This window comes from Plantactinospora sp. B5E13 (assembly GCF_039871775.1).
GTDB lineage: Bacteria > Actinomycetota > Actinomycetes > Mycobacteriales > Micromonosporaceae > Plantactinospora.
On sequence record NZ_JBDPLT010000015.1, the window covers coordinates 87,783 to 108,518 of the forward strand.

At 73.1% G+C, this 20,736-nt stretch carries 16 protein-coding genes; 4 read left to right on the forward strand and 12 right to left on the reverse strand.

The window, feature by feature from the left end; translation table 11 throughout:
- Window positions 1-15: 15 nt before the first annotated feature.
- The 11 genes from ABGB05_RS16215 to ABGB05_RS16265 all read right to left on the reverse strand — a co-directional run bounded on the left by ABGB05_RS16215 (window position 16) and on the right by ABGB05_RS16265 (window position 11,591).
- Complete coding sequence (locus ABGB05_RS16215; RefSeq protein WP_347654228.1) at window positions 16-906, reverse strand: branched-chain amino acid ABC transporter permease; 891 nt, start codon at window positions 904-906, stop codon at window positions 16-18.
- Entirely contained in the window at window positions 903-1,661 is a 759-nt protein-coding gene (locus ABGB05_RS16220; protein ID WP_347654229.1) for an ATP-binding cassette domain-containing protein, read from the reverse strand. Before ABGB05_RS16220 ends, ABGB05_RS16215 begins: the two co-directional genes overlap by 4 nt.
- Entirely contained in the window at window positions 1,658-2,401 is a 744-nt protein-coding gene (locus ABGB05_RS16225; protein WP_347654230.1) for an ABC transporter ATP-binding protein, read from the reverse strand. The genes ABGB05_RS16220 and ABGB05_RS16225 overlap by 4 nt, the downstream gene beginning before the upstream one ends.
- Window positions 2,402-2,405: 4 nt before the next feature.
- On the reverse strand, window positions 2,406-3,611 hold the full coding sequence (locus tag ABGB05_RS16230) for a substrate-binding domain-containing protein (protein ID WP_347654231.1): 1,206 nt from the start codon (window positions 3,609-3,611) through the stop codon (window positions 2,406-2,408).
- Between the two features lie 208 nt (window positions 3,612-3,819).
- Window positions 3,820-5,412 carry a fused MFS/spermidine synthase gene (locus ABGB05_RS16235; protein ID WP_347654232.1) on the reverse strand — a complete coding sequence of 531 codons (1,593 nt, stop codon included), beginning with the start codon at window positions 5,410-5,412 and terminating at the stop codon, window positions 3,820-3,822.
- A 36-nt stretch (window positions 5,413-5,448) separates the two neighbouring features.
- Entirely contained in the window at window positions 5,449-6,402 is a 954-nt protein-coding gene (locus tag ABGB05_RS16240) for a hypothetical protein (RefSeq protein ID WP_347654301.1), read from the reverse strand.
- Window positions 6,403-6,738: 336 nt separating this feature from the next.
- Entirely contained in the window at window positions 6,739-7,548 is an 810-nt protein-coding gene (locus tag ABGB05_RS16245; RefSeq protein ID WP_347654233.1) for an inositol monophosphatase family protein, read from the reverse strand.
- Window positions 7,541-7,993 (reverse strand): response regulator, encoded by a 453-nt coding sequence (locus ABGB05_RS16250; protein WP_347654234.1) that lies wholly within the window; start codon window positions 7,991-7,993, stop codon window positions 7,541-7,543. The genes ABGB05_RS16245 and ABGB05_RS16250 overlap by 8 nt, the downstream gene beginning before the upstream one ends.
- 28 nt (window positions 7,994-8,021) lie before the next feature.
- Window positions 8,022-9,818, reverse strand: coding sequence for a CHASE3 domain-containing protein (locus ABGB05_RS16255; protein ID WP_347654235.1), 1,797 nt, complete (start codon window positions 9,816-9,818; stop codon window positions 8,022-8,024).
- Window positions 9,815-11,023 (reverse strand): SpoIIE family protein phosphatase, encoded by a 1,209-nt coding sequence (locus ABGB05_RS16260; RefSeq protein ID WP_347654302.1) that lies wholly within the window; start codon window positions 11,021-11,023, stop codon window positions 9,815-9,817. Before ABGB05_RS16260 ends, ABGB05_RS16255 begins: the two co-directional genes overlap by 4 nt.
- A gap of 211 nt (window positions 11,024-11,234) precedes the next feature.
- Window positions 11,235-11,591: a hypothetical protein gene (locus tag ABGB05_RS16265; RefSeq protein WP_347654236.1), complete on the reverse strand. Its 357-nt coding sequence runs from the start codon at window positions 11,589-11,591 to the stop codon at window positions 11,235-11,237.
- A gap of 67 nt (window positions 11,592-11,658) precedes the next feature.
- On the opposite strand from ABGB05_RS16265, the gene ABGB05_RS16270 reads away from it, so the two are divergent.
- From ABGB05_RS16270 to ABGB05_RS16285, 4 genes are all read left to right on the forward strand, one after another.
- Window positions 11,659-14,220, forward strand: a complete 2,562-nt coding sequence (locus tag ABGB05_RS16270; protein WP_347654237.1) for a M28 family peptidase — start codon at window positions 11,659-11,661, stop codon at window positions 14,218-14,220.
- 120 nt (window positions 14,221-14,340) lie between these two features.
- A complete protein-coding gene (locus tag ABGB05_RS16275; RefSeq protein ID WP_347654238.1) occupies window positions 14,341-15,366 on the forward strand; it encodes a hypothetical protein in 1,026 nt (341 codons plus the stop codon).
- 60 nt (window positions 15,367-15,426) lie between these two features.
- On the forward strand, window positions 15,427-15,834 hold the full coding sequence (locus ABGB05_RS16280; RefSeq protein ID WP_347654239.1) for a hypothetical protein: 408 nt from the start codon (window positions 15,427-15,429) through the stop codon (window positions 15,832-15,834).
- Between the two features lie 5 nt (window positions 15,835-15,839).
- Window positions 15,840-18,122: a bifunctional polysaccharide deacetylase/glycosyltransferase family 2 protein gene (locus tag ABGB05_RS16285; RefSeq protein WP_347654240.1), complete on the forward strand. Its 2,283-nt coding sequence runs from the start codon at window positions 15,840-15,842 to the stop codon at window positions 18,120-18,122.
- Window positions 18,123-18,176: 54 nt separating this feature from the next.
- On the opposite strand, the gene ABGB05_RS16290 is transcribed toward ABGB05_RS16285, so the two are convergent.
- On the reverse strand, window positions 18,177-20,627 hold the full coding sequence (locus tag ABGB05_RS16290; RefSeq protein WP_347654241.1) for a glycoside hydrolase family 9 protein: 2,451 nt from the start codon (window positions 20,625-20,627) through the stop codon (window positions 18,177-18,179).
- Between the last annotated feature and the right edge of the window lie 109 nt (window positions 20,628-20,736).

The following is a 20,736-nucleotide window of genomic DNA, read 5'->3' on the forward strand; positions in this document are numbered from 1 at the left end:
AGGTGCCTGTCTCCGTCATGCCGCCGCCGCCCTTCCCGCGATGCCCTGCGGGCGGAGCAGCAGCACGATCGCGAGCAACGCGACCACACAGATGTCCCCCGCACCCGAGGTGCCGTAGTAGTTGACGAACTGCTGCAGCAGCCCGACCGCGACCGCCGCGTACGCCGATCCGACGACCGAACCCATGCCGCCGATCACCACCACGATGAAGGCGAAGATCAGCAGTGACCCGCCCTGGCTCGGCGAGACCGATCCGAAGTAGACGCCGCCGAGTGCCCCGGCCAGCGCCGCTGCGGCCCCGCCGATGGCGAAGACCAGGGTGAACGCCTTGCGTACGTCGATGCCGAGCGCGGTCACCATCTCCCGGTTCTCCACTCCGGCCCGGATGATCAGGCCGTACCGGGTGTAGCGGAGGAAGCCGAGCAGCGCGGCCAGCACCAGCAGCGCCGCGAGGATGAGCAGGATGCCCGAATTCGGCACCTTGGCGCCGAGCACCGGGGTCACCTGCTGGGTCCACGCCGGGCGGGGGAACGGGCGCGGATCGGCACCCCAGGTGGCCTGGAGCAGCGCGACACCGGCCAGCGAGAGGCCGACGGTGACCAGCACCTGTTCGATGGTGCGGGAGTAGAGCGGCCGGATCATGACCAGTTCGACGGCCATCCCGACCACCGCCCCGGCGACCACCCCGAAGGCGACCGCGAGCACAAAACCGAGGCCGGACGGGCCGGCACCCGGCAGGTTCCCCGCCGCCCACCAGGTGGCGTACGCCCCGACGGAGAGGAACAGCCCGTGCGCGAAGTTGAGGACGTCGGCGAGCCCGAACACCAGGGAGAGTCCGGAGGCGACCAGGAAGTACAGTGCCGCCAACCCGAGCCCGGTCAGCGTCAACAACACGATGGTGCTCACAACGAATCCGCCTTCCCGATGGCACCGGCAGCGTGCTCGCCGGCGACGCCGACGCCGAGCAGCGACCTGGTCAGCTCCGGCTCCCGCAGCAGGTCGTCGGCGGCACCGCTCCAGGCGACCCGGCCGGCGGCCAGCACCACCGCGTCGCGGGCGAGCCGGCGTACCACGGCCAGGTTCTGTTCGACAAGCAGCACCGGTACCGCGACCGCGACCCGTTCCAGCACCTCGGCGACCTCGGTGACGACCTTCGGGGCGAGTCCCTTGGTCGGTTCGTCGACCAGCAGCAGCCGGTTGGTGTTGAGCAGCACCCGGCCGATCGCCAGCATCTGCTGCTGGCCGCCGGAGAGCGAGCCGGCCCGCTGCCGGCCACGCCGCTTCAGCTCCGGGAACAGTTCGTAGACCCGGTCGTACGCGGGGGTGCCGGAACGCTGCTCGGCGAGCCGGAGGTTCTCCGCGACGGTGAGGCCGGCGAAGACACAGCGGTCCTCCGGCACATAGCCGAGACCGCCACGGACCAGCCGGTGCGTCGGTTCGCCGCCGAGGTCCCGGTCGCCGGTCCGGACGGTGCCGCGTACCTCACCGCCGCGTGGGGTGAGGCCGAGGATCGCCCGCAGGGTGGTGGTCTTGCCGACCCCGTTGCGGCCGAGCAGCACGGTCACCCCGCTGCGCGCCACGTCGAACGAGACCCCCTGCAGGATGTGCAGGCCGGCGATCCGTACCGACAGGTCGGTGACGGTGAGGACGGGCCCGGTCACAGCTCCTCCCCCAGGTACGCCTCCTGCACGACCGGGTTCGCCATCACCGTCTCCGGTACGTCGCAGGCGAGCAGCGCGCCGTGGTGCATCACCGCGATCCGGTCGGCCAGGCCGAGGATGACGTCCATGTGGTGTTCCACCATCAGTACCGCCCGTCCGCTGTCGCCGGTCAGCGACCGGATCACCGCGACCAGCTCCGGCACGTCCTCGGCGCTGACCCCGGCCATCGGTTCGTCGAGCAGCATCACCGTCGGCTCGCCGGCCAGCAGCAGCGCGATCTCCAGTTTCCGTTTCTCGCCGTGGGCGAGCGTGCCGGCCAGGGCCTCCGCCCGGTGGGCCAGCCCGACCCGGTCCAGTGCCGCGTCGGCGGCGGCGACCACCTCCCGGTCGGCCGCCGCCCGCCGCCACAGCCTCATCGAGCCACCCCGGTGCGCCTGTACGGCCAGCCGCACGTTCTCCCGCACGCTGAGCGAGCCGAAGACCGACGAGGACTGGAAGGTCCGGCCGAGGCCGAGCCGGGCCCGCCGGTACGGCGGCAGGGCGCTGATGTCCGTACCGTTGAGCAGCACCTGGCCGGCGGTGGGCCGGCGCAGGCCGGAGACCAGGTTGAACAGTGAGGTCTTGCCGGCGCCGTTGGGCCCGATCACGCCGAGGAACTCCCCGGGTGCCAGGTCGAGGTCGACGCCGTCGACGATGGCGACCTCACCGATCCGCCAGGTCAGGGCACGGGTGGCGAGCACCTGCTCAGCCCTTCATCGCCACGGCCGGCGGCGCGGTCTCCTCCGGCGTCAGCACCTTCTGCGCCGTCGCCGTGATCGCGTCACCGCTGCCGGCGAGCTTCGCCTGGAACATCGGCTGGAGCAGGGCGTGATCCTCGGCGCGTACGGTGAGCTTGCCCTTGACCCCGTCGAAGCTCCAGCCTTCGAGCGCGGTGACCATCTTGTCGACGTCGTCGCCGCCCTCCTGGGCCGCCCGGACCACCATCTGGGCGGCGGTGAAACCGTCCGGGTGGAACAGGTCCAGCACGCCGCCGGGGACCGCCTTCTTCGCCGCCTGCGCGGCCGGGTTGTCGGCGGCGCCGTCGAAGAAGTGCGACAGGAACGAGATCTTGGTGCCGGCCGCGCCGAAGGTCGGCCAGGAGGCGCGGATGTCCAGCCCGGTGACCACGGTGGTGGAGCCGAGCACGCCCTGCTGGTCCAGGGTCTGCCACATCGCCGGGGCAGTGGTGCCGGCCCAGGCGACGAAGAGCAGGTCCGGCTTGGCGGCGGTGAGCTGGCTGGCGAACGGGGTGAAGTCGGTGGCGCTGGCCGGGGCGAGCACGCTGGTCACGGTGGCACCGGCGCCGCCGATCACCGCCTTGACCGCGTCCTCGTTGCTCTTGCCGAACGCGCTGTCCTGGGCGAAGACCACGACCTTCTTGCCGGTGGCGTCGCCGATGAACGACTTCGCGGTCAGCACGTCCTGGTACGACTGCCGCCCGGACCGGAAGGTGTACCTGTTGACCCCGGTCGCGGCGTCGGTGGCGGCCGGTCCGGAGATGAAGAGCACCTTGTTCTGGGCGGCGATCGGGGCGACCTGCAGCGCCACCCCGGAGGCGGTCGAGCCGGCCAGGATCTTGTATCCCTTGCCGATCAGGTCCTTGGCGGCGGAGACCGCCTTGGCCGGGTCACCCGCGTCGTCGACCTCGGTCACCTCGACGGTACGGTCACCGATCTTGTTGGTGCCACCCGTCGCGTACGCCAGACCGGCACGGAAGCCTTCGATGTACTGCTTGCCGTAGCTGGCCAACGCCCCCGACTGGGAGTAGACCAGGCCTACCTTGACCGGGGCGGTGCCGTCGCCGCCTCCGGTCGCGGTCTCCTGCGGGCTGCCGCAGGCCGTCGCGGCGAGCGCCGCGGCCAGCAGCGTGGTGGCGGTGACAAACACCCGCCGCGTCGTCCGGACCGTCATCTTCGCTCCACATGAGGGGGAGTTGGGAGAAGCATCGTCGGCTCACGGTAGGAGTGACGTCACGCACGGGCTATGTGGCTGAAACCCACAAGTAACACCGAGGAGATGGCCGGCACAGACAAGGGCCGACCGCGACGGCGTCCCGGTGACCACCGTCCGGCGTACCCCTTCCCGGCCGACCGACCGGGCACGGTTCTGGACGACCGGCTCAGGCGGTGGCGAGCAGCTGGTCGACCGGCGCGTACTCGTCGGTCAGCACCATCGCGTCGTCGACGAAGTCGTCCAACTCGGCACCGGAGAGCAGGGCCACCGGCGAGTCGGCGCTGGTGGTGAGCCGTTCGCGCAGCACCTCCACCGGCAGCGCCGCGTCCGAGGCGACGATGACGAAGTTCGCGCCCTGCTCACCGGCGATCGCGGCCGGCGGGGCGATCAGTGCCACGTGCGGGAACTCCGCCGCGACGGTGGCCACCTCGGCCCGGATGAACCGCAGCGGCGGATGGTCGATGACGTTCTGCGCGTAGATGCCGCCGGGGCGGACGATCCGGCGTACCTCGGCCGCCATCTCCCGGGTGGCCAGGTGCCACGGCACCACCAGGTGACCGAAGGCGTCCCCGACCACCAGGTCGGCGCTGCGGTCCGGCCGTTCGCCGATCAGCATCCGGGCGTCGCCGACCCGGGCCCGCAGTTCCGGCCCGAGTCGTACGTCGAGTTCCCGGCGGCCGAGTTCGACCAGCTCACCGTCGATCTCGTAGACCTCGTTACGGGTGCCGGGCCGGGTCGCGGTCAGATAGCGCGGCATGGTGAAGCCACCACCACCGAGGTGTACGGCGTCCAGTGCCTGCCCGGCCGGCGCCGCCACGTCCGCCACCGCCCCGATCCACTGGGTGTACGCGAACTCGAGGTGCGCCGGGTCGTTCAGGTCCACGTAGGAGTGCCAGGCCGAGTTCAGCACCAGCAGCCGGCCGGTCGAGTTCACCGGATCCGGCTCCACCGACGCGCAGTGGTAGGCGGTCTCCACGTCGCACGGGGTCGGGGCGACCGCGGAGAACGAGGCACCGGCCAGCCCCAGCACCGCCAGCGCGGCGGTGGCCCGGGACGGCCGGGGCAGGGTGGTCCGGGTCCGCCGGTGCAGCCACCGGCCGAGCCCGAGACCGGTCAGCCCGAGCAGCACCGCGAGGCTGATGATGATGGCGGAGCTCGGCAGGGCGGCGACCAGCACGAACCCGGTGCCCAGGGTGGCGGTGATCGCGCCGAGGGTGCCGATGCTGGACAGCCGTCCCACCACCTGGCCGGTCCGGCGCAGGTCGGCGAGCTGCAGTTTGACCACCAGCGGGGTGATCGACGAGAGCAGCGCCGCCGGCAGGAAGATGGCCAGCGCGGTGAGCAGCAGGATGCCGACGGCGGCTCCGCCGCGCAGCACCTCGCCGGCGTACCGGACGATCGGCAGGGTCAGTGCGGTGGTGATGCCGGCCAGCACCAACGCCGGCGCCAGCAGGGTACGCGGGTCGCGGCGGTCGGCGAGCCAGCCACCGATCCAGGCCCCGTACGCGATCGCGGCCAGCGCCACCCCGATCACCGAGCTGGTGACCTGGAGGGTCACTCCGACGTACGGGCCGACCAGGCGCAGCGACGCGGTCTCCAGGACCAGGACCGCGCCGCTGGAGAGGAAGACCAGGGTGGCGGCGAGTCCCGGCGGCAGGGCACGCCGTTCCGGTTCCGGCGCCGGCTGCCCGGGCCGGTTACCGGCGTCGGTGTCAGTGCCGGCGTCAGCGTCGGCGACCTCAGGTGGTGAAGAGTCCATCGCTGCGATGCTATGCGGTGGTCGGGGAGATTCGGGCTACAACATGGACAGATGAACGTGGTTCGTGTGCTCGGAGGCGGGATCGCCACCACCGTTGTACGCCCGCCACCCGGTGCCGGGCATCCAGATCTGCCGGTACCAGATCACGTACATCACGCCGAGCCGGCTGGCGTTCTTGACGTAGAACGCCGCGACGGTGTCGCCGTAACTCCGGTCGCCGCCGGTCGCGTGCACGTTCTCGAAGCCGCCGGCCGCGGCGGAGAAGTCGCAGGCCCGTCCCTTCGGATGTTCACCGCCGCCACCGCTGCGGAAACACGAGACGTGCCGGCGGTAGCCGTTCGCCTTCGCCTGGTTCAGCGCGTGCAGGGTGCGCGGGGTGATGCAGCCGGAGGTGGTCGGGTCGTCCACGTTGCAGGACTCCCTGGGCCAGGAGCCGTCGGAGTTCTTCGGCGCCGGCTTGGCCAGCGGCGAGTTGGCGCTGACCAGGCCGCCGGCCGCGCCGCCGCCGACGGCGGCGAGGGCGCGTTCGGCGTCCCGCTTCTTCTTGGCGATGATCTCGACCTGGCGCTTCTGTTCCGTGACCTCGGCGTCGATCGCCTGCTTGGCCCGGCCCGCCTCGTCCAGCGCCTCGGTGAGCTGGCGGAGCTGCTTGTCGTTGCGCTGCGCGATCATGTCGAGCCGGTTGGCCCGCTCCAGGAAGGCCTCCGGCGAGGCGCTGCTGAGCAACGCCGAGACCGGGCTGAGCCGGCCCTGCCGGTACGACTGGGCGGCGATCACCCCCACCTCCTCGGTGAGGGTGGCAATGTCGGTCTCCAGCTGCTTCAACCGCTCACCGAGCTGCTTCTGCCGCTTCTTCGAGTTCTCCAGCTTGTTGGTCGCCTCGACGTGCCCCTTGGCGGCGTCCTCCAGGGCGTCCCGCAGCTTCTTGGTGCCCCCCTCGTTGCCGGGCCCGCTCGGCGCGGCGAGGGCCGGGGCGTCGGGACTGATCAGGAGAGTGGGTGTCACGGCGAGGAGTACGGCGGCGACCAGCAACGCCGTGATCCGGCGCGGCCCGTGTAGCCGCGCGATGGCCGTTATACGCACGAAAGCCAATCCTTCCGCGTCGGCCGCCGACCCCGCAGGATCCACCGTCACCGCAATCCACCGGCACCGTTCGGCGGCGGCCACCGCCGGCGCCCAAGGCGGCGCCACTCGGCGGAGACCGCCGGTCAGCCTACCGGAATCCGCAACCGCTGTCGGCCCGCGTCGGCGCGGTGTCCCGAGCCCGGTCGCCGGGTTGTCCGTGGCCGCCGCCCCGTGGCGCGAGCGCGCTGGTCGAGGCCGGGATCAGGAGGCGAACAGTGCGGCGTGGACGGTGTCCCAGATCTGCTCGGTGGCGGCGGCCAGCAACCCGGGCCGGCTGTCCGTCGGGTCGTACGCGCTGCCGTCGAGCCGGCGGACAACCCCGCCCGCCTCCTCGACCAGGAGCGTGCCCGGTACGTGGTCCCAGGGTAGGGTCCGCCAGAAGAGGGCGAAGTGCTGCCGCCCGGCGACGATGTCGGCGTACTCCTGACCCGCGCAGTGCAGACCGGGCAGCAGCTCGCCGAGCTGGCGTCCACCGGCCAGGATGCGTTCCCGCAGGTCGGGTGGGAGGAACCGGGTCGGCGCGGCGCCGCGCAGCGCGGCCGGCTCCAGCTCCCCGGGCGCCAACCGCACCGCGACGCCGTCCCGGTACGCCCCCTCGCCGGCCCGCCCCACCAGCAGGGTGTCGCCGACCGGGTCGAGGATCCAGCTGCTCCGGGTGACCCCGGCCTCCCGCAGTGCCACCATCACCGCGAACGGCTGCCGTCCGGCGGCGAAGTTGGCCGTCCCGTCCACCGGGTCGACCAGCCACACCGGTCCGGGACCCTTGAGCCGGTCGAGTACGTCGGGGTCGGCCGCGACCCCCTCCTCGCCGACCACCTCGGAGTCGGGCAGGATCCGGCGCAGCCCGGCGTCCAGGATCTCCTCGGCCCGACGGTCGGCGACGGTGACCAGTTCGCCGGGGGCCTTCTCGGTCACGTCGGCGGCGTCGAGCCGACGGAACATCGGCAGGATGGCGGTGGCCGCGGCCTCGCGCAGCAACGCGCCGACCCGGTCGACGATCGGGTCAGCCACGCGGCGGCAGCTTCACGACGCTGACGAAGAACTCGTCGATCTGCCGGACCACCGAGATGAATCTGTCGAAATCGACCGGTTTGGTGACGTACGCGTTCGCGTGCAGCTGGTAGCTGCGCAGAATGTCCTCGTCGGCCTGGGAGGTGGTCAGCACCACGACCGGGATCCGGCAGAGCTGCTCGTCCCGCTTGATCTCGGCCAGCACCTCCCGGCCGTCGCGACGGGGCAGGTTCAAATCGAGCAGGATCAGGTCCGGTGCGACGGCGTCCGCGTACTCGCCCTCCCGGCGCAGGTACGCCAGGGCGGCCGCGCCGTCGGAGACGACGGTCAGCCGGTTCCGCAGCTTGTGCTCCTCGAACGCCTCCTGCGTCATGAGCACGTCGCCCGGGTCGTCCTCGACCAGCAGCACCTCGATCGGGCTCTTACCGTCGGCGGGTGCCGTCATCGGCCCTCCTCGTCGATCAGTTCGGCCGTCACACAGTCTCCTTCATCCCGTCGGCCGGACGCGCCGACTCACCGGTGGCGAGATCCGGGTCACGCCGCGACCCGCCGGCCCCGGCGGGCGTGGCCTCGTCGGCCCCGGACGCCTCGGATGACCCGGACGCCCCGGTCCCCGTCGTCTCGGCCGGGGTGGCGGCGTCGTCCCCGGACCCGTCGACCTCGTCAGCTCCGTCGGCGCCGACCGCGGTCGGTTCGGCCGGCTCGGCGGCATCCGGCAGCTCCGGCGGCACCGGCAGGGTGAACCGGATCAGGGCACCCTCGCGGTTCTCGACGTCGACCCAGACCCGGCCGCCGTGGTACTCGACGATCTTCTTCACGATCGCCAGGCCGATGCCGGTGCCCGGGTAGGCGTCCTTCGCGTGCAGCCGCTGGAAGATCACGAAGATCTTGTCGGCGAACTCGGGCTCGATGCCGATCCCGTTGTCCTGGCAGCTGATCTCCCACTCGTCGCCGACCCGACGGGCCGAGACGTGCACCTTCGGCGGCAGGTCCGGCCGGCGGAACTTGAGCGAGTTGCTGACCAGGTTGGCCAGCAGGTTGGTCAGCAGGGTCTCCTCGCCCCGGATCACCGGCAGGTCCGACCAGGTGAGTTCGCCGTCGACGTACCGGCGGCTGTTCTCGGTCTGGGCCGCCACCTCGGTCATCACCTGGTTCAGGTCGACCTCGGTGAAACCGGTGGTCAACCGCCCGATCCGGGAGAACGCGAGCAGGTCGTTGATCAGGCGCTGCATCCGCTGCGCGCCGTCCACCGCGAACGCGATGTACTGGTCGGCCCGCTCGTCGAGCTGGCCCGCGTACCGGCGCTGCAGCAGCTGGCAGAAGCTCGCCACCTTCCGCAGCGGCTCCTGCAGGTCGTGCGAGGCGACGTAGGCGAACTGCTCCAGGTCCCGGTTGGAGCGCACCAGCTCCTCGGCCTGCTTCTCCAGCTGGCTGTTGACCCACTCGATCCGCTCCCGGGCCTGGCGTACCTCGCTCAGGTCGGCGGCGATCCGCCGACGCATCGCGTCGACGTCCGTGGCGAGCTGGGCCAGCTCCGGCGGCCCGGACGGCTCGATGTGGCGCTGGTAGTCACCGTCGGCGATTCTCCGCACCTGGCCCGCCAGGCTGGTCACCGGTCCGATCACCAGCCGGTTCAGCGAGGTCACCAGCGCCACCCCGGCGAGCACCACCACGATCGCGGCCAGGATCAAAAGCAGCACCAGGGCGCTTCCGGTCCGCCGCGCCTTGTCCGCGACGTCGTTGCGCAGCGCGAGGACGGACTCCTGCAGCGTCGCCACCTCGGCGCGGAGGTTGTCGAACCGGTCGCCGGCCTGCGCGGCGAGCAGCGTCTGGGCCGCCGCCGTGCCGTCGGTCCGGACCGCCTCGATGACCGGCTCGGCGACCGCCTCCCGCCACTGCCGGGCGTGGTCCCGCACGGTGTGCAGGTCCCGCCGGATCTCCGGCTGGTCACCGAGCAGGGCGTCCATCTCGGCGATAAGCTTCGTCTCCTGCTCCAGACCGGCGCGGTACGGCGCCAGGTCCGCGTCCCGCCCGGTGACCGCGTAGCCGCGTACCCCGGTCTGCTGGTCGACCAGCGCGCTGAGCAGCGCCTCCCCGTTGGTCCGCAGCGGCCCGGTCTTGGTGAGCAGGGTGTCCAGGTGCTGACGGTTGTTCGCGGCGACCACCGCCGCGCCGGCGGCGAGCAGCGCCAGCAGCGCGCCGACCACCACGCAGAGCGTGGTGACCCGGCGCCGCAGGGTCCAGTTCGGCGCGGCAGCCCGGGTCCTCATCGGCCCGCACCCCGGCTGAGCAGCAGCATCGCCACGTCGTCGGCGAGTGGCCCGCCGTTGCCCTCCTCGGCCCGTTCGACCAGCCAGCCGGGCAGCCGCGGCAATGGCACGTCCCGGGTGCGGGGCTGCGCCACCAGGTCGGTGAGCCCCGGTACCTCAAGCCTGTCGTCGCCCTCGCCGACCCGTCCCTCGATCAGTCCGTCGGTGTACATCAGCAGCGACCAGTCCTCGGTCTCGAATTGCAGTTCGTAGGCGACCGGCGGCCGGGGGCGTACCCCGAGCAGCAGCCCGTACGGCGCCGGTACCGGCTCGACCCGCCCGCCGGCGAGCAGCAGCGGCGGCGGATGGCCGGCGAGCCGGACCAGGGCCCGGTTGTTGGCGAGGTCGAGCCGGACGGCGGCGACCGTGGCGAAGGTCTCCCGCAGCGGCCGTTCGCTTATCAGCACCTGCTCCATCGCGGGCAGCACCTGGTCGTCCGGCACCCCGGCGAGCACCAGGGCCCGCCAGGCGACCCGCAGCTCGACGCCGAGCGCCGCCTCGTCCGCCCCGTGTCCGCAGACGTCGCCGATGATCAGGTCGATCCGGTCGGGTCGGGTCTGCACCACGTCGTAGAAGTCGCCGCCGATCAGCGCGGCGTGCCGGCCGGGTCGGTAGAAGGTGTGCACCCGTACCTGGTCGGTGTCCATCAGCGGCTGCGGCAGCAGTCCCCGCTCCAGTCGGGCCGACTCGGCCTGACGCAGTTCCACCTCGCGCAGCCGGCGGGCGTTCTCGTCGGCCCGCTTGCGCTCCACCGCGTAGCGCAGCGCCCGGGCCAGCAGAACCCCGTCGACCTGGCCCTTGACCAGGTAGTCCTGGGCGCCCTCGGCCACCGCACCGATGCCCAGGTGCTCGTCGGAGCGGCCGGTGAGCACACAGACCGCCGCCCCGCTGACGGCGTCCAACACCTGACGCAACCCCTCGAGTCCCTGGGCGTCGGGCAGCCCGAGGTCGAGCAGCACGCAGTCGACGCCGGCCATCCGGGCGCGGGCCTCGTTCAGGCTACGGGCGACCAGCAGGTCGACCGCCGCGTCGCTCTCCGCGAGCAGTTCCGAGACCAGGAAGGCGTCTGCCTCGTCGTCCTCGACGAGCAGCACCCGCAGCCGCTCCCGGGGCGGCAGCTTCGCGTGCCGGCCGAGCCCGCCGTGCGGGTACGCCGGCGCCGGCACCAGGGATGACCCGGTCACCGCCCCGCTCCCGCACGCGGGGACCGTCCGCTGGCGACGCAACGACGCGTCACTGGTCCCTCCTCGCTCCGATCAGTCGCCAGCCGTGACCGTCGGCACCCGCCCCGGGCCGCCCGATCGAGGCCGATCCTTTACCACCCCACGCTGCCACACAACACCGCCGGCGCCGAAATCGCCGGCGCCGCGCCGCCGCTCACGGCACGGTGCCCGGCCGGCCCTCGGCGGCCTGTTCCCGTACCCGGGCCACCTGTCGTGAAATCACCTCACCAAGGATGCCGTGCAACCGACCGCAGTCGACGCAGTGCAGATTGTCGTCAAGCCGGCGGCCACCGCAACCCGCGCAGCTACCCCGATCGGCCGGATCCCGGTAGGCGGACAGCGCCTGCGCCAGAGCCCGGGCCAGATGCGGGGTGATCGGCACCGTTTCCGTGTCCGATCCGGCGGAAACCGTGACGGAGGCAACCGGCACCGCACCCGGATCCGGGTCGTACGGGGTGACCCGCGCGACAAATTCCCGCAGTACGGCGATCGGGTCAACAGACACAGACATATGGAGCACGCTATGCGACGGGCGGCGGTTCAGCCGCCCCGGGAGGCCGGCGGCGGATCGAGGCGCGATGATGACACCCCCTCTGCCGTTTTCCCTGGAGGCACCCGTGCCCACCCCCGAGGGGCCGTCCCCGGCCATCCCCGACAAGTCCGCTTCCCCGGCACCCGCCGCCGCTGCCGCTTCCGGGCCTGCCTCCACCCCCGATGCCGGCGCGGCCGGTGGACCGGCGGCCGGACCGACCGGTGGACCGGCGCGGCTGCTGCCGGCCGCTGACCGGGCGCTGGCCCGGCCCCGTCGGCGCGTACCGGCGGCGCTGGCCTCGCTCGCCGCGCTGCTGGTGGTGGGCGTGATCACCCTGGCCGGGTTGCGCACGCCCGCCCCACTCGGCACCGGGGCGCCGGCGGACCAGTTCAGCGCGGAACGGGCGTACGGGCATCTTCGGACGATCGCGGCGGAAACCCACGTCGCCGGTAGCCCGGCCGCCGAACGGGTCCGGGTCCACCTGGAGACGACCCTGCGCGGCCTCGGCCTGGAAACCGAGACCCAGGACACCGTCGGCCCGGAGGCCGGGCAGCTCAGCGGCGGGGCCGGTGGGGTCACCCTGGCCCGGGTACGCAACGTGGTGGCCCGGATCCCCGGTACCGACCCCACCGGACGGGTCTTCCTGGTCGCCCACTACGACTCGGTGCAGTCCGGGCCGGGTGGCAACGACGACGGCGCCGGGACCTCGGCGTTGCTGGAGGTGGCCCGGGCGCTGACCACCGGCCCCCGCCCCCGCAACGACGTCGTCCTGGTCTTCACCGACGCCGAGGAGGCGTGCCTCTGCGGGGCGGCGGCGTTCGCGTCCAGCCATCCGCTGGCCGCCGACGGCGGGGTGGTGCTCAACCTGGAGGCCCGGGGCAGCACCGGACCGGTGATCATGTTCGAGACCTCGGTCCGGAACGCCGGGCTGGTCGAGGTCTTCGGCCGGGCCGCGCCGTACCCGGTCGGCACCTCGTTCGCGGTCGAGGTCTACCGGCTGCTGCCGAACGACACCGACTTCACGGCCTTCCTCGACCAGGGCTTCGTCGGTCTGAACGCCGCCTACATCGACGGTGCGGCGGTCTACCACACCCCGCTGGACACCCCGGACCGGGTGGACCGGGGCACCCTGCAGCAACACGGCGCGAACGCGCTGGCGCTGGCCCGGGAGTTCGGCGCGATCGACCTGGCCGGGGTGACCGCCGACGGGGACGCCAGCTACTTCCCGCTGCCCGGCGGGCTGGCCCGGTACCCGGGCTGGCTCACCCTGCCGCTCGCCCTGCTCGCCCTGGCGGGGGTCGGTCTACTCGGTTGGCTGGCCCGGCGACGTGGCCGGACCTCGTGGCCGCGGCTCGCCGCCGGGTTCGGCCTGGCCCTGGTGCCGATCGTGGTCGCGCCGGTCGGGGCCCAGTTGCTCTGGGCGGGGATCACCGCAATCCGACCCGGTTACGCGACGCTGCTCGACCCGTACCGTCCACTGTGGTATCGCCTGGCGGTGCTGGCGCTCGCCGGCACGGCCCTCTGCGCCTGGTACGCGCTCACCCGACGCCGGGTCGGGCCGGCCGCCCTGGCCGTCGGCGGCTTCGGCTGGCTGGCCGTACTCGGGGTGGCGCTCGCCTTCCTGGCGCCCGGCGGGTCGTACCTGACGACGCTACCCGCGTTGGCCGGCACCCTCGGCGGGCTGCTGGCGCTGGTCGGCCGCCGCGACGGTGTCTGGCCGGTGGTCGCGGTGACCGCCGGCGCGACCGTCGGGGTACTGATCCTGCTGCCGACCGTGGTCCTGCTCTTCCCCGCGCTCGGCCTGGCGATGGGCGGCGTCGCGGCGCTCTTCGCGGTGCTGCTCGGCCTCGCCGCACTCCCGGTCGTCGACCTGCTGCACCCGGCCGCCGGCGGACAGCGGGCGATGGCCGCGCTCCGGGCCCGCCGCGCCGGTGGGGTACCCGCGCTGGCCACGGCGCTGACCACCGTCGTCCTCGCCGGAGTCGGGCTGGCGGTGGACCGGTTCGACCCCACCCATCCGGTGCCGACCCAGCTGATGTACGCCCTGGACGCCGAGACCAGTACGGCCCGCTGGCTGAGCACCGAGACGGACCCGCAGCCGTGGACGGCGCGGTACGTCACCGGCACCGACCGGGCCGGGGACGCCTTCCCGGCCCTCGGCGACGAGGAGTTCCGGGTCGGTCCGGCACAGCCGGCGGCCCTGCCCGCGCCCCGGCTCGACGTGCTCGCCGACCAGACCGACGCCGGGGTACGCACCCTGCGGCTGCGGCTGGTCCCCCAACGGCCGGTACGACTCGTCTCGCTGCACGTCGACCCGGCGACCGCCACCGTCGTCGGGGCCCGGGTCGCCGGCCACCCGGTCGAGGCCGAGCCGGTTTCCGGGGCGGCCGAACCGTTCGGGGTGGTGTTCCACGCGCCGCCGCCGGAGGGCATCGAGGTCGAACTGCGGCTGCGTACCACCGGTGGGCCGGTGTCGCTGCGGGTCATGGACGGCAGTGACGGTCTGGCCGGGTTGCCCGGGTTCCGGCCCCGTCCGCCCGGGGTGGGAGTCGTCGGATCGCACGAGTCGGAACTCGTCGCCGTCGCCCGCCGCTATTCCCTCCCGTGAGCCGCCGTCCGGGACGGGTCCGGTGAGCCGCCGTCCGGGACGGGTCCGGTGAGCCGCCGTCCGGGACGGGTCCGGTTCTGAGGTAACACCCGCGGCAGGCACGGCGCTCTAGTGCCTGAGATGAACAATCAGCACCTCAGCCGGCTCGACACCCGCGTCGCCGACCGGCTGCTCGATCAGGACGGTCGGCCCCCGCCCGGGCTGGACGGGCTCGTCCGGCTGCTCGTCGCCGCCTCGGCACCGGCCCGGCCCGGTGAACTCGTGGGCGAGCCGGACGCGGCGGCGGCGTACCGGGCTGTCCGACTCGGCCGGCCGGACCCGCTGCCGGACCGACGGCGGCCCCTGCGTACCCGGATCTCGGCACCCCGGTGGCTGCGGACCGGCGGGCCGGTCCGGGCCGGTGTGCTGGCCGCCGTGGTGGTCGCGGTCGGCGGTGGGGCCACCCTGGCGGCCACGTCCGGGGCGCTCCGGGAGCCGTCGACCACCACGGCCCGGCCCCGGCCCGACGTCGCCGTGCCCGCCGCCCCGGTGACCCCGTCCGGTACCGCACCGGGCACCGCCGCCCCGCCGGCCGCCCACCTCGACTTCTGCCGGGCGTACGCCGGCGTTCCCCGACCGGATGCGCCGCCGTCCGGTACGGGCCCGACCAGCGGGTCCGGCGGCGACCGGGGCGGCGGACCCGCTGGCGGCCGGCCATCCGGCACCGGACAGACCGACAACCGCGACGCCAGACGGACCGACGACGACCGCGACACCGGACCAGCCGACGACGACGGGGACACCGGTGGGCGCCGGGCCGGTGTCACCGGCACGACCGCGCCGGCGCCGGCCGCCGACCTGGTCGCGGCGGCCGGTGGGGTGGACCGGGTCGCGGCCTACTGCGCCGCCGTCCTGGCCGCCGCCGACTCCGCCACCTCGCGGGTCGTCCCGCCGCCAGCCGCCCGAACACCCGTCGACCGGCCATCCGGAACCCCGGCACACCCGACCCGGCGACCGGAACAGCCACCGGGCCCGGACCGGGCCCCCGGCACGACGCCGGCCGGCCGGCCCTCCATGCCACCCCGGTCCACCAACCAGCCCGGCAGCCGGCCGGGTGACCAACCCGGTGTCGGCGATCCCGGCACCGGATCCAGGAGAGAGCGATAGATGCTGGACAGCCGCCATCCCGCCACGCGAACGCGCCATCGCCCGGCACGGCCCCAGCCGGTGTTCGTCGACCGGACCGGTCGACGCCGCCGGCTCGCCGTCCTGGCCGGTTCCGGCCTCGGCGCCGGCCTGCTGGTCAGCCTCGGTGCCATCGCACTCGGGCTGTTCGCGGGCGGTTCCGTTCCGGTACCGGGCTGGCCGGACCCGCAGGACGGAACCGGACGGGAGAGGGCGGGCGTCGGCCAACTGGTCGACGCCCCTGGGCCGGGCACCATCCCGACGGGCCAGGGCGGGCCGGCGGAGGGGCCGGCCCGCCCACCCGCCGAGACGCCCCGTACGACGCCCGCACCGTCAGCATCGACCACCCGCGCCAACCCTGGTGACCCGCACCGGAACCCGTCGCCGGGCAAACCCGGCGGGCCGGACCGGACGGGCCGGCCGGACCGGTCGGCCGGGACGCCGGGGTGACGCGGATGGCTCTGCACGTCGCGCGGAAGGACCCCCGCGCCCACTGGTTCCTGCTCTTCCTCGCCCTGACCGTGCTGCTCGCCGCGTTGTTCCTGCACGGGTACGCGACCGTCGGATCGGGCGGCTCGAGCCACGCCGCGGACCGGGCGGGCACCGCCGACGGTGACCCGACTCCGCCCGGCGGGCCGTCGACGGACGACGACCTGAGCCGGGGCGGGCCGGTGATCCGACTCGACGGCCCGAAGCCGGTGACCCGGTCGATGCCCGCCCGGACCATCGCGCTGACCTTCGACGACGGTCCCGATCCGCGCTGGACCCCGGCGATCCTCGACGTCCTGCGTCGGCACCACGCCAAGGCCACGTTCTTCGTGGTCGGCGCCCGGGTCAACGAGCACCCGGAACTGACCCGCCGGATCCTCGCCGAGGGCCACGAGATCGGCTCGCACACCTTCACCCACGCCGAGCTGGCTGCCGTGCCCGACTGGCGCCGGGAGCTGGAGCTCAGCCTCACCCGTACCGCGGTCGCCGGGGCCACCGGCCGCTACCCCACCCTCTTCCGACCACCGTTCTCATCCTCGCCGGGCGCGCTGACCACCGACGACCAGTCGGTGCTGCGGGCGGCGGCCCGGAGTGGGCACATCGCGGTGCTGGCCGACCGGGACACCCGGGACTGGCAGCGGCCCGGCGTCGACGCCGTCGTCGCCGCCACCCTCGGTGTGGACGACGGCACCGGCGACCAGGACACCGGGGACAGCGACCGGGGTGCGGTGGTGCTGATGCACGACGGCGGCGGCGACCGGTCCCAGACCGTCGCCGCGCTCGACCGGCTGCTGCCGGCGCTGACCGGGCAGGGCTACCGGTTCACCACCGTCTCCGGGGGACTCGCCGCGGCGTCGTCGAACCCGCCGGCCTCCCGGACCGACCGGCTGGGTGGTGACACCCTGCGGTACGCCCAGACCGCCGCCGGCTGGCTCGCCGCCGCGATGACCTGGTTGCTCGGCCTGGCGCTGCTGCTCGGCCTTGCCCGGCTCGCCGTCCAGGTGGTCTGCGCCGAACGGCACCGCCGGCGGGTGGGTGCCCGGTCCGGCACCGGGCCCCGGTTCCTCGAACCGGTCACCGTCGTCGTGCCGGCGTACAACGAGTCGGCGAACATCGCGGCGACCGTACGGTCCCTGGTGGCCAGCGACTATCCCGCCCTCGACGTCATCGTCGTCGACGACGGCTCCACCGACGGCACCGCCGACATCGTGGAACGGATGCGGCTGCCCGGGGTACGGGTGGTCCGGCAGGCGAACGCCGGCAAGCCGGCCGCGCTCAACACCGGCATCCGGTACGCCCGTACCGAGTTCCTGGTCCTGGTGGACGGGGACACCGTCTTCCAGCCCGACACCGTGTACCGGCTCGTCCAGGGCTTCGTCGACCCGTCGGTCGGGGCGATCTCCGGCAACACCAAGGTGGCGAACCGACGCCGGCTGCTCGGCCGGTGGCAGCACCTCGAGTACGTCATCGGCTTCAACCTCGACCGCCGGATGTACGACGTCCTGCGGTGCATGCCGACCATCCCCGGAGCCATCGGCGCCTTCCGCCGGGAGGCGCTACGGGACGCGGGCGGGGTACCGGCGGACACCCTCGCCGAGGACACCGACCTGACCATGGCGGTGCTGCGGGCCGGTTGGCGGGTGCCGTACGAGGGACGGGCGATCGCCTGGACCGAGGCGCCGGCGACGCTGCGCCAGCTGTGGCGACAGCGGTACCGCTGGTGCTACGGCACCCTGCAGGCGATGTGGAAGCACCGCCGGTCGGTACGGGAACAGGGTGCCGGCGGACGACTGGGCCGACGGGCGCTGCCGTACCTCACCGTCTTCCAGGTGCTGCTGCCGCTCACCGCGCCGGCGGTCGACGTCTTCGCCGTCTACGGGCTGTTCTTCCTGCCCTGGAGTCAGCTCGTGCTGGCCTGGCTGGGGTTGCTCGCCCTGCAGACGCTGACCGCCGGGTACGCGCTGCGACTCGACGGGGAACGACTCGGACCGCTCTGGGCACTGCCGCTGCAGCAGCTCGTCCACCGCCAGTTGATGTACCTGGTGGTGGTGCAGTCGGTGGTCACCGCCCTGCTCGGCGGCCGGCTGCGCTGGCACCGGATGGTCCGGACCGGCGAGGCGGCGGCCCTGGTCGATCCGCCCGTCGGTCAACGTCCGCCGACCGGTGTCCAGGGCGCCGGAACCCGCTGGCCGACGAACCGCACGGACTATCCGGACCGGCCCCGGGTACGGATCCACCGCGACGCCTGAGGTGTGCGGGAGGGGCCCTCCTTTGCGGAGGGGCCCCTCCCGGCTGAGCGCGGGTCAGTGCCGGTGACCCCGGGCGTCACCGTTGTCCTGGTCGGCGACGAAGGCCGCGATCCAGGCCAGCGGGGCGTTCCAGTTGATGGTCAGTTCGTTCGTCGACCACGACTCGATGTCGTCGATGTAGCAGAACTGCGGCGCGCAGCCCCGCAGCTTCTGCTGCGCCACCGGGTCCTGGATCGCCGAGTTCGGGCCGCCGGAGAGGGTGCCCCGGGGCGGGTTCGGCAGGTCGGGGTTGAGCTGGCGGGCGTACCAGCGGCTGTGCTGGTTACGGGACGCCACCTCGCCGTAACCGGTGACGTACGACTGGTTCAGGGCGTTACGGCCGAGGATGTAGTCCATCGTCTGCAGCACCCCGTCGCGGTACCGGTCCTTGCCGCTGATGTCGTACGCGACCGCCATCACGATCGCGTTGTTGACGATCAGGTTGTTGGAACCCCAGTCGAAGAGGTTGTCCGACGGGTTGTACGGGATGCCGTACGGGTGGGCCTCGAGCGTGGCCAGGTAGCGGTCGGCGCCGGCCAGCACCGAGGCACGTACCCGGTTGCGGTCCGGCAGTTTGCTGGGCAGCGTCGCCAGCTGGAGCCGGCCGAGCGCGGCGGTGTTGCCCCAGTCCATGCCCCGCTCCCGCCACACGTCGCCGGTGTGGTGCGGCGAGGCGAGCAGGAAGTCCCGGTACGTCTTCGCCCCGGTGGTCAGGTACAGCTCGGCGGCGGCCCAGTAGAACTCGTCGCTGACGTCGGGGTCGCTGTAGGCGCCGCCGCCGTTGCCGTCGTTCGGGTCGGCGTAGATCGCCGGGTTGGCCCTGGCCGCCGCCCAGGCCCGCTCGGCCGCGACCAGGTTGCGCTGCGCGAACGTCCGGTCGTACGGGGTGAAGACCCGGGCCGCCTGCGCGGCGGTGGCGGCCAGGTTGAGGGTGGCGGCGGTGGACGGCGGGTGCAGTTCGCGGCGCTTGTCGTCGAGGTGCGGCAGCAGCGGCAGGCCGGTCCACGAGTCGTCGTGGATCTTGTGGTGGGCCATCCCGGCGAGCGGCTGACCGGCCGGGACCTGCATCTTGAGCAGGAACTCCTGCTCCCAGCGGGCCTCGTCGAGGATGTCCGGCACCCGGTTGCCGCTCTCGGGCAGGGTCAGGGTCCGGTCGCCGATCCGCCACGGTTCACCGGTGTCGGCCCGTACCGCGCGCTCGTACTCGCTCATCAGCTGGTGCACCGAGATGCCGCCGTTGACCACGTACTTGCCGTGGTCGCCGGCGTCGTACCAGCCGCCGGAGACGTCCAGGGTGTAGTCGCAGACGCCGGGCTGGCAGGGCACCACGGTGTCGCCCTGGTTCGGCGCCACCCCGGCGTGTCCGGCCGGCCGGCCGTAGCCGGGGCGCAGCGTCTCGGAGATCTCGGTCCCGCTGCGCTGGGTGTAGTAGAACTTCAGCGCGTCGGTACGGAGTTGCTCGTAGAAGCCGGAGTCGATGTCGAACGGCCGGCTGGTCTCACCGTCGGCGGTCAGCGTGTATCCGGTGCCGGCGCGGGTGAACCGTCCGAAGTCGACGGTGTGCACGCGCTGCCCGGAGGAGCGGTCGAGGCCGCGCGGGGTGGTGTGGCCGTGCGCCACGACCCGGCCGGCGCGGTCCCGCAGCTGCCACGGCAGCGAGGCGGTGGCGTCGGTGACCACGGTCGCGTTCTTCGGCCCCTTCGGCAGGTAGCCGACCATGTTGACCCGGACCCGGGGGCCGGTGTCCGGGACGTACACCTCGGGTTCGGCGCCGCCGGTCAGCGAGATGTCGTCGAGGCAGATGGTCCACGGTTCGGCGCTGCCGCCGATCTGGAACGCGACCTGGGCGTTCGGCAGGTCGACCGGGGAGGTGAAGGTGTACCGGTAGTTGTTGCCGGAGACGCTCAGCTCGGGGTTGGCCGCCAGGTACTGGGTGTACGGGTCGACCGGGAGCTGGACCAGGGCCTTGCCGACCCGGGCCGGGGTCGCCTGGCCGAAGAACCGGAACTCGTACGTCTCACCGGCGACCAGGTTGATGTTGTCCTGGCCGATGATCACGTCCCACGGGTTGACCGTGCCGCCGGGGACGTTGGCGCAGAGCTGGCCGGTGCTGGAGTCGAGGGTCAGGTTGGCGGTGCCCCACCAGGGGGCGTGGCCGTTGTCGAAGCTGCCGTTGACGATCTGTTCCGGCGCGTCGGCGGCGACCGTAGTGGTCCCGTCGGTCGGGGCGTACGCGACGGCGGGCGCGCTCAGTGCGGTGGCGGCCAGCGCCGTGGCGGTCACGGCGGCGAGGGGGACGGCTCGCTGCCAGCGGGGTCTGGGCACGGGAGTCCTTCCGGTGGGCACGCGGTGACCGGGGGGCCGGCACCGCCGGTTGGGTGTCAGGTGCGGACGGACCAGTCTGGTGGACGCGGACCAGGATCGATGGAAGCGCTCCCAGACCGATGGATACCGGGAGATTGACATCGAGTTTCATGCGTGTCAACAGCCCGTTCGGAGGACCGCAACCCGTTGATCGCGATAAATCCGACTAAGGTCGGCAAGATCTTGGACTGACATCCCGCGCCTGGTCAGA

Coding starts and splice junctions, on each gene's coding strand:
- ABGB05_RS16230 (WP_347654231.1), bottom strand. CDS start 3,611: ATGACGGTCCGGACGACGCGGCGGGTGTTTGTCACCGCCACCACGCTG.
- ABGB05_RS16235 (WP_347654232.1), bottom strand. CDS start 5,412: ATGGACTCTTCACCACCTGAGGTCGCCGACGCTGACGCCGGCACTGAC.
- ABGB05_RS16250 (WP_347654234.1), bottom strand. CDS start 7,993: ATGACGGCACCCGCCGACGGTAAGAGCCCGATCGAGGTGCTGCTGGTC.
- ABGB05_RS16255 (WP_347654235.1), bottom strand. CDS start 9,818: ATGAGGACCCGGGCTGCCGCGCCGAACTGGACCCTGCGGCGCCGGGTC.
- ABGB05_RS16265 (WP_347654236.1), bottom strand. CDS start 11,591: ATGTCTGTGTCTGTTGACCCGATCGCCGTACTGCGGGAATTTGTCGCG.
- ABGB05_RS16270 (WP_347654237.1), top strand. CDS start 11,659: ATGATGACACCCCCTCTGCCGTTTTCCCTGGAGGCACCCGTGCCCACC.
- ABGB05_RS16275 (WP_347654238.1), top strand. CDS start 14,341: ATGAACAATCAGCACCTCAGCCGGCTCGACACCCGCGTCGCCGACCGG.
- ABGB05_RS16285 (WP_347654240.1), top strand. CDS start 15,840: ATGGCTCTGCACGTCGCGCGGAAGGACCCCCGCGCCCACTGGTTCCTG.
- ABGB05_RS16290 (WP_347654241.1), bottom strand. CDS start 20,627: ATGTCAATCTCCCGGTATCCATCGGTCTGGGAGCGCTTCCATCGATCC.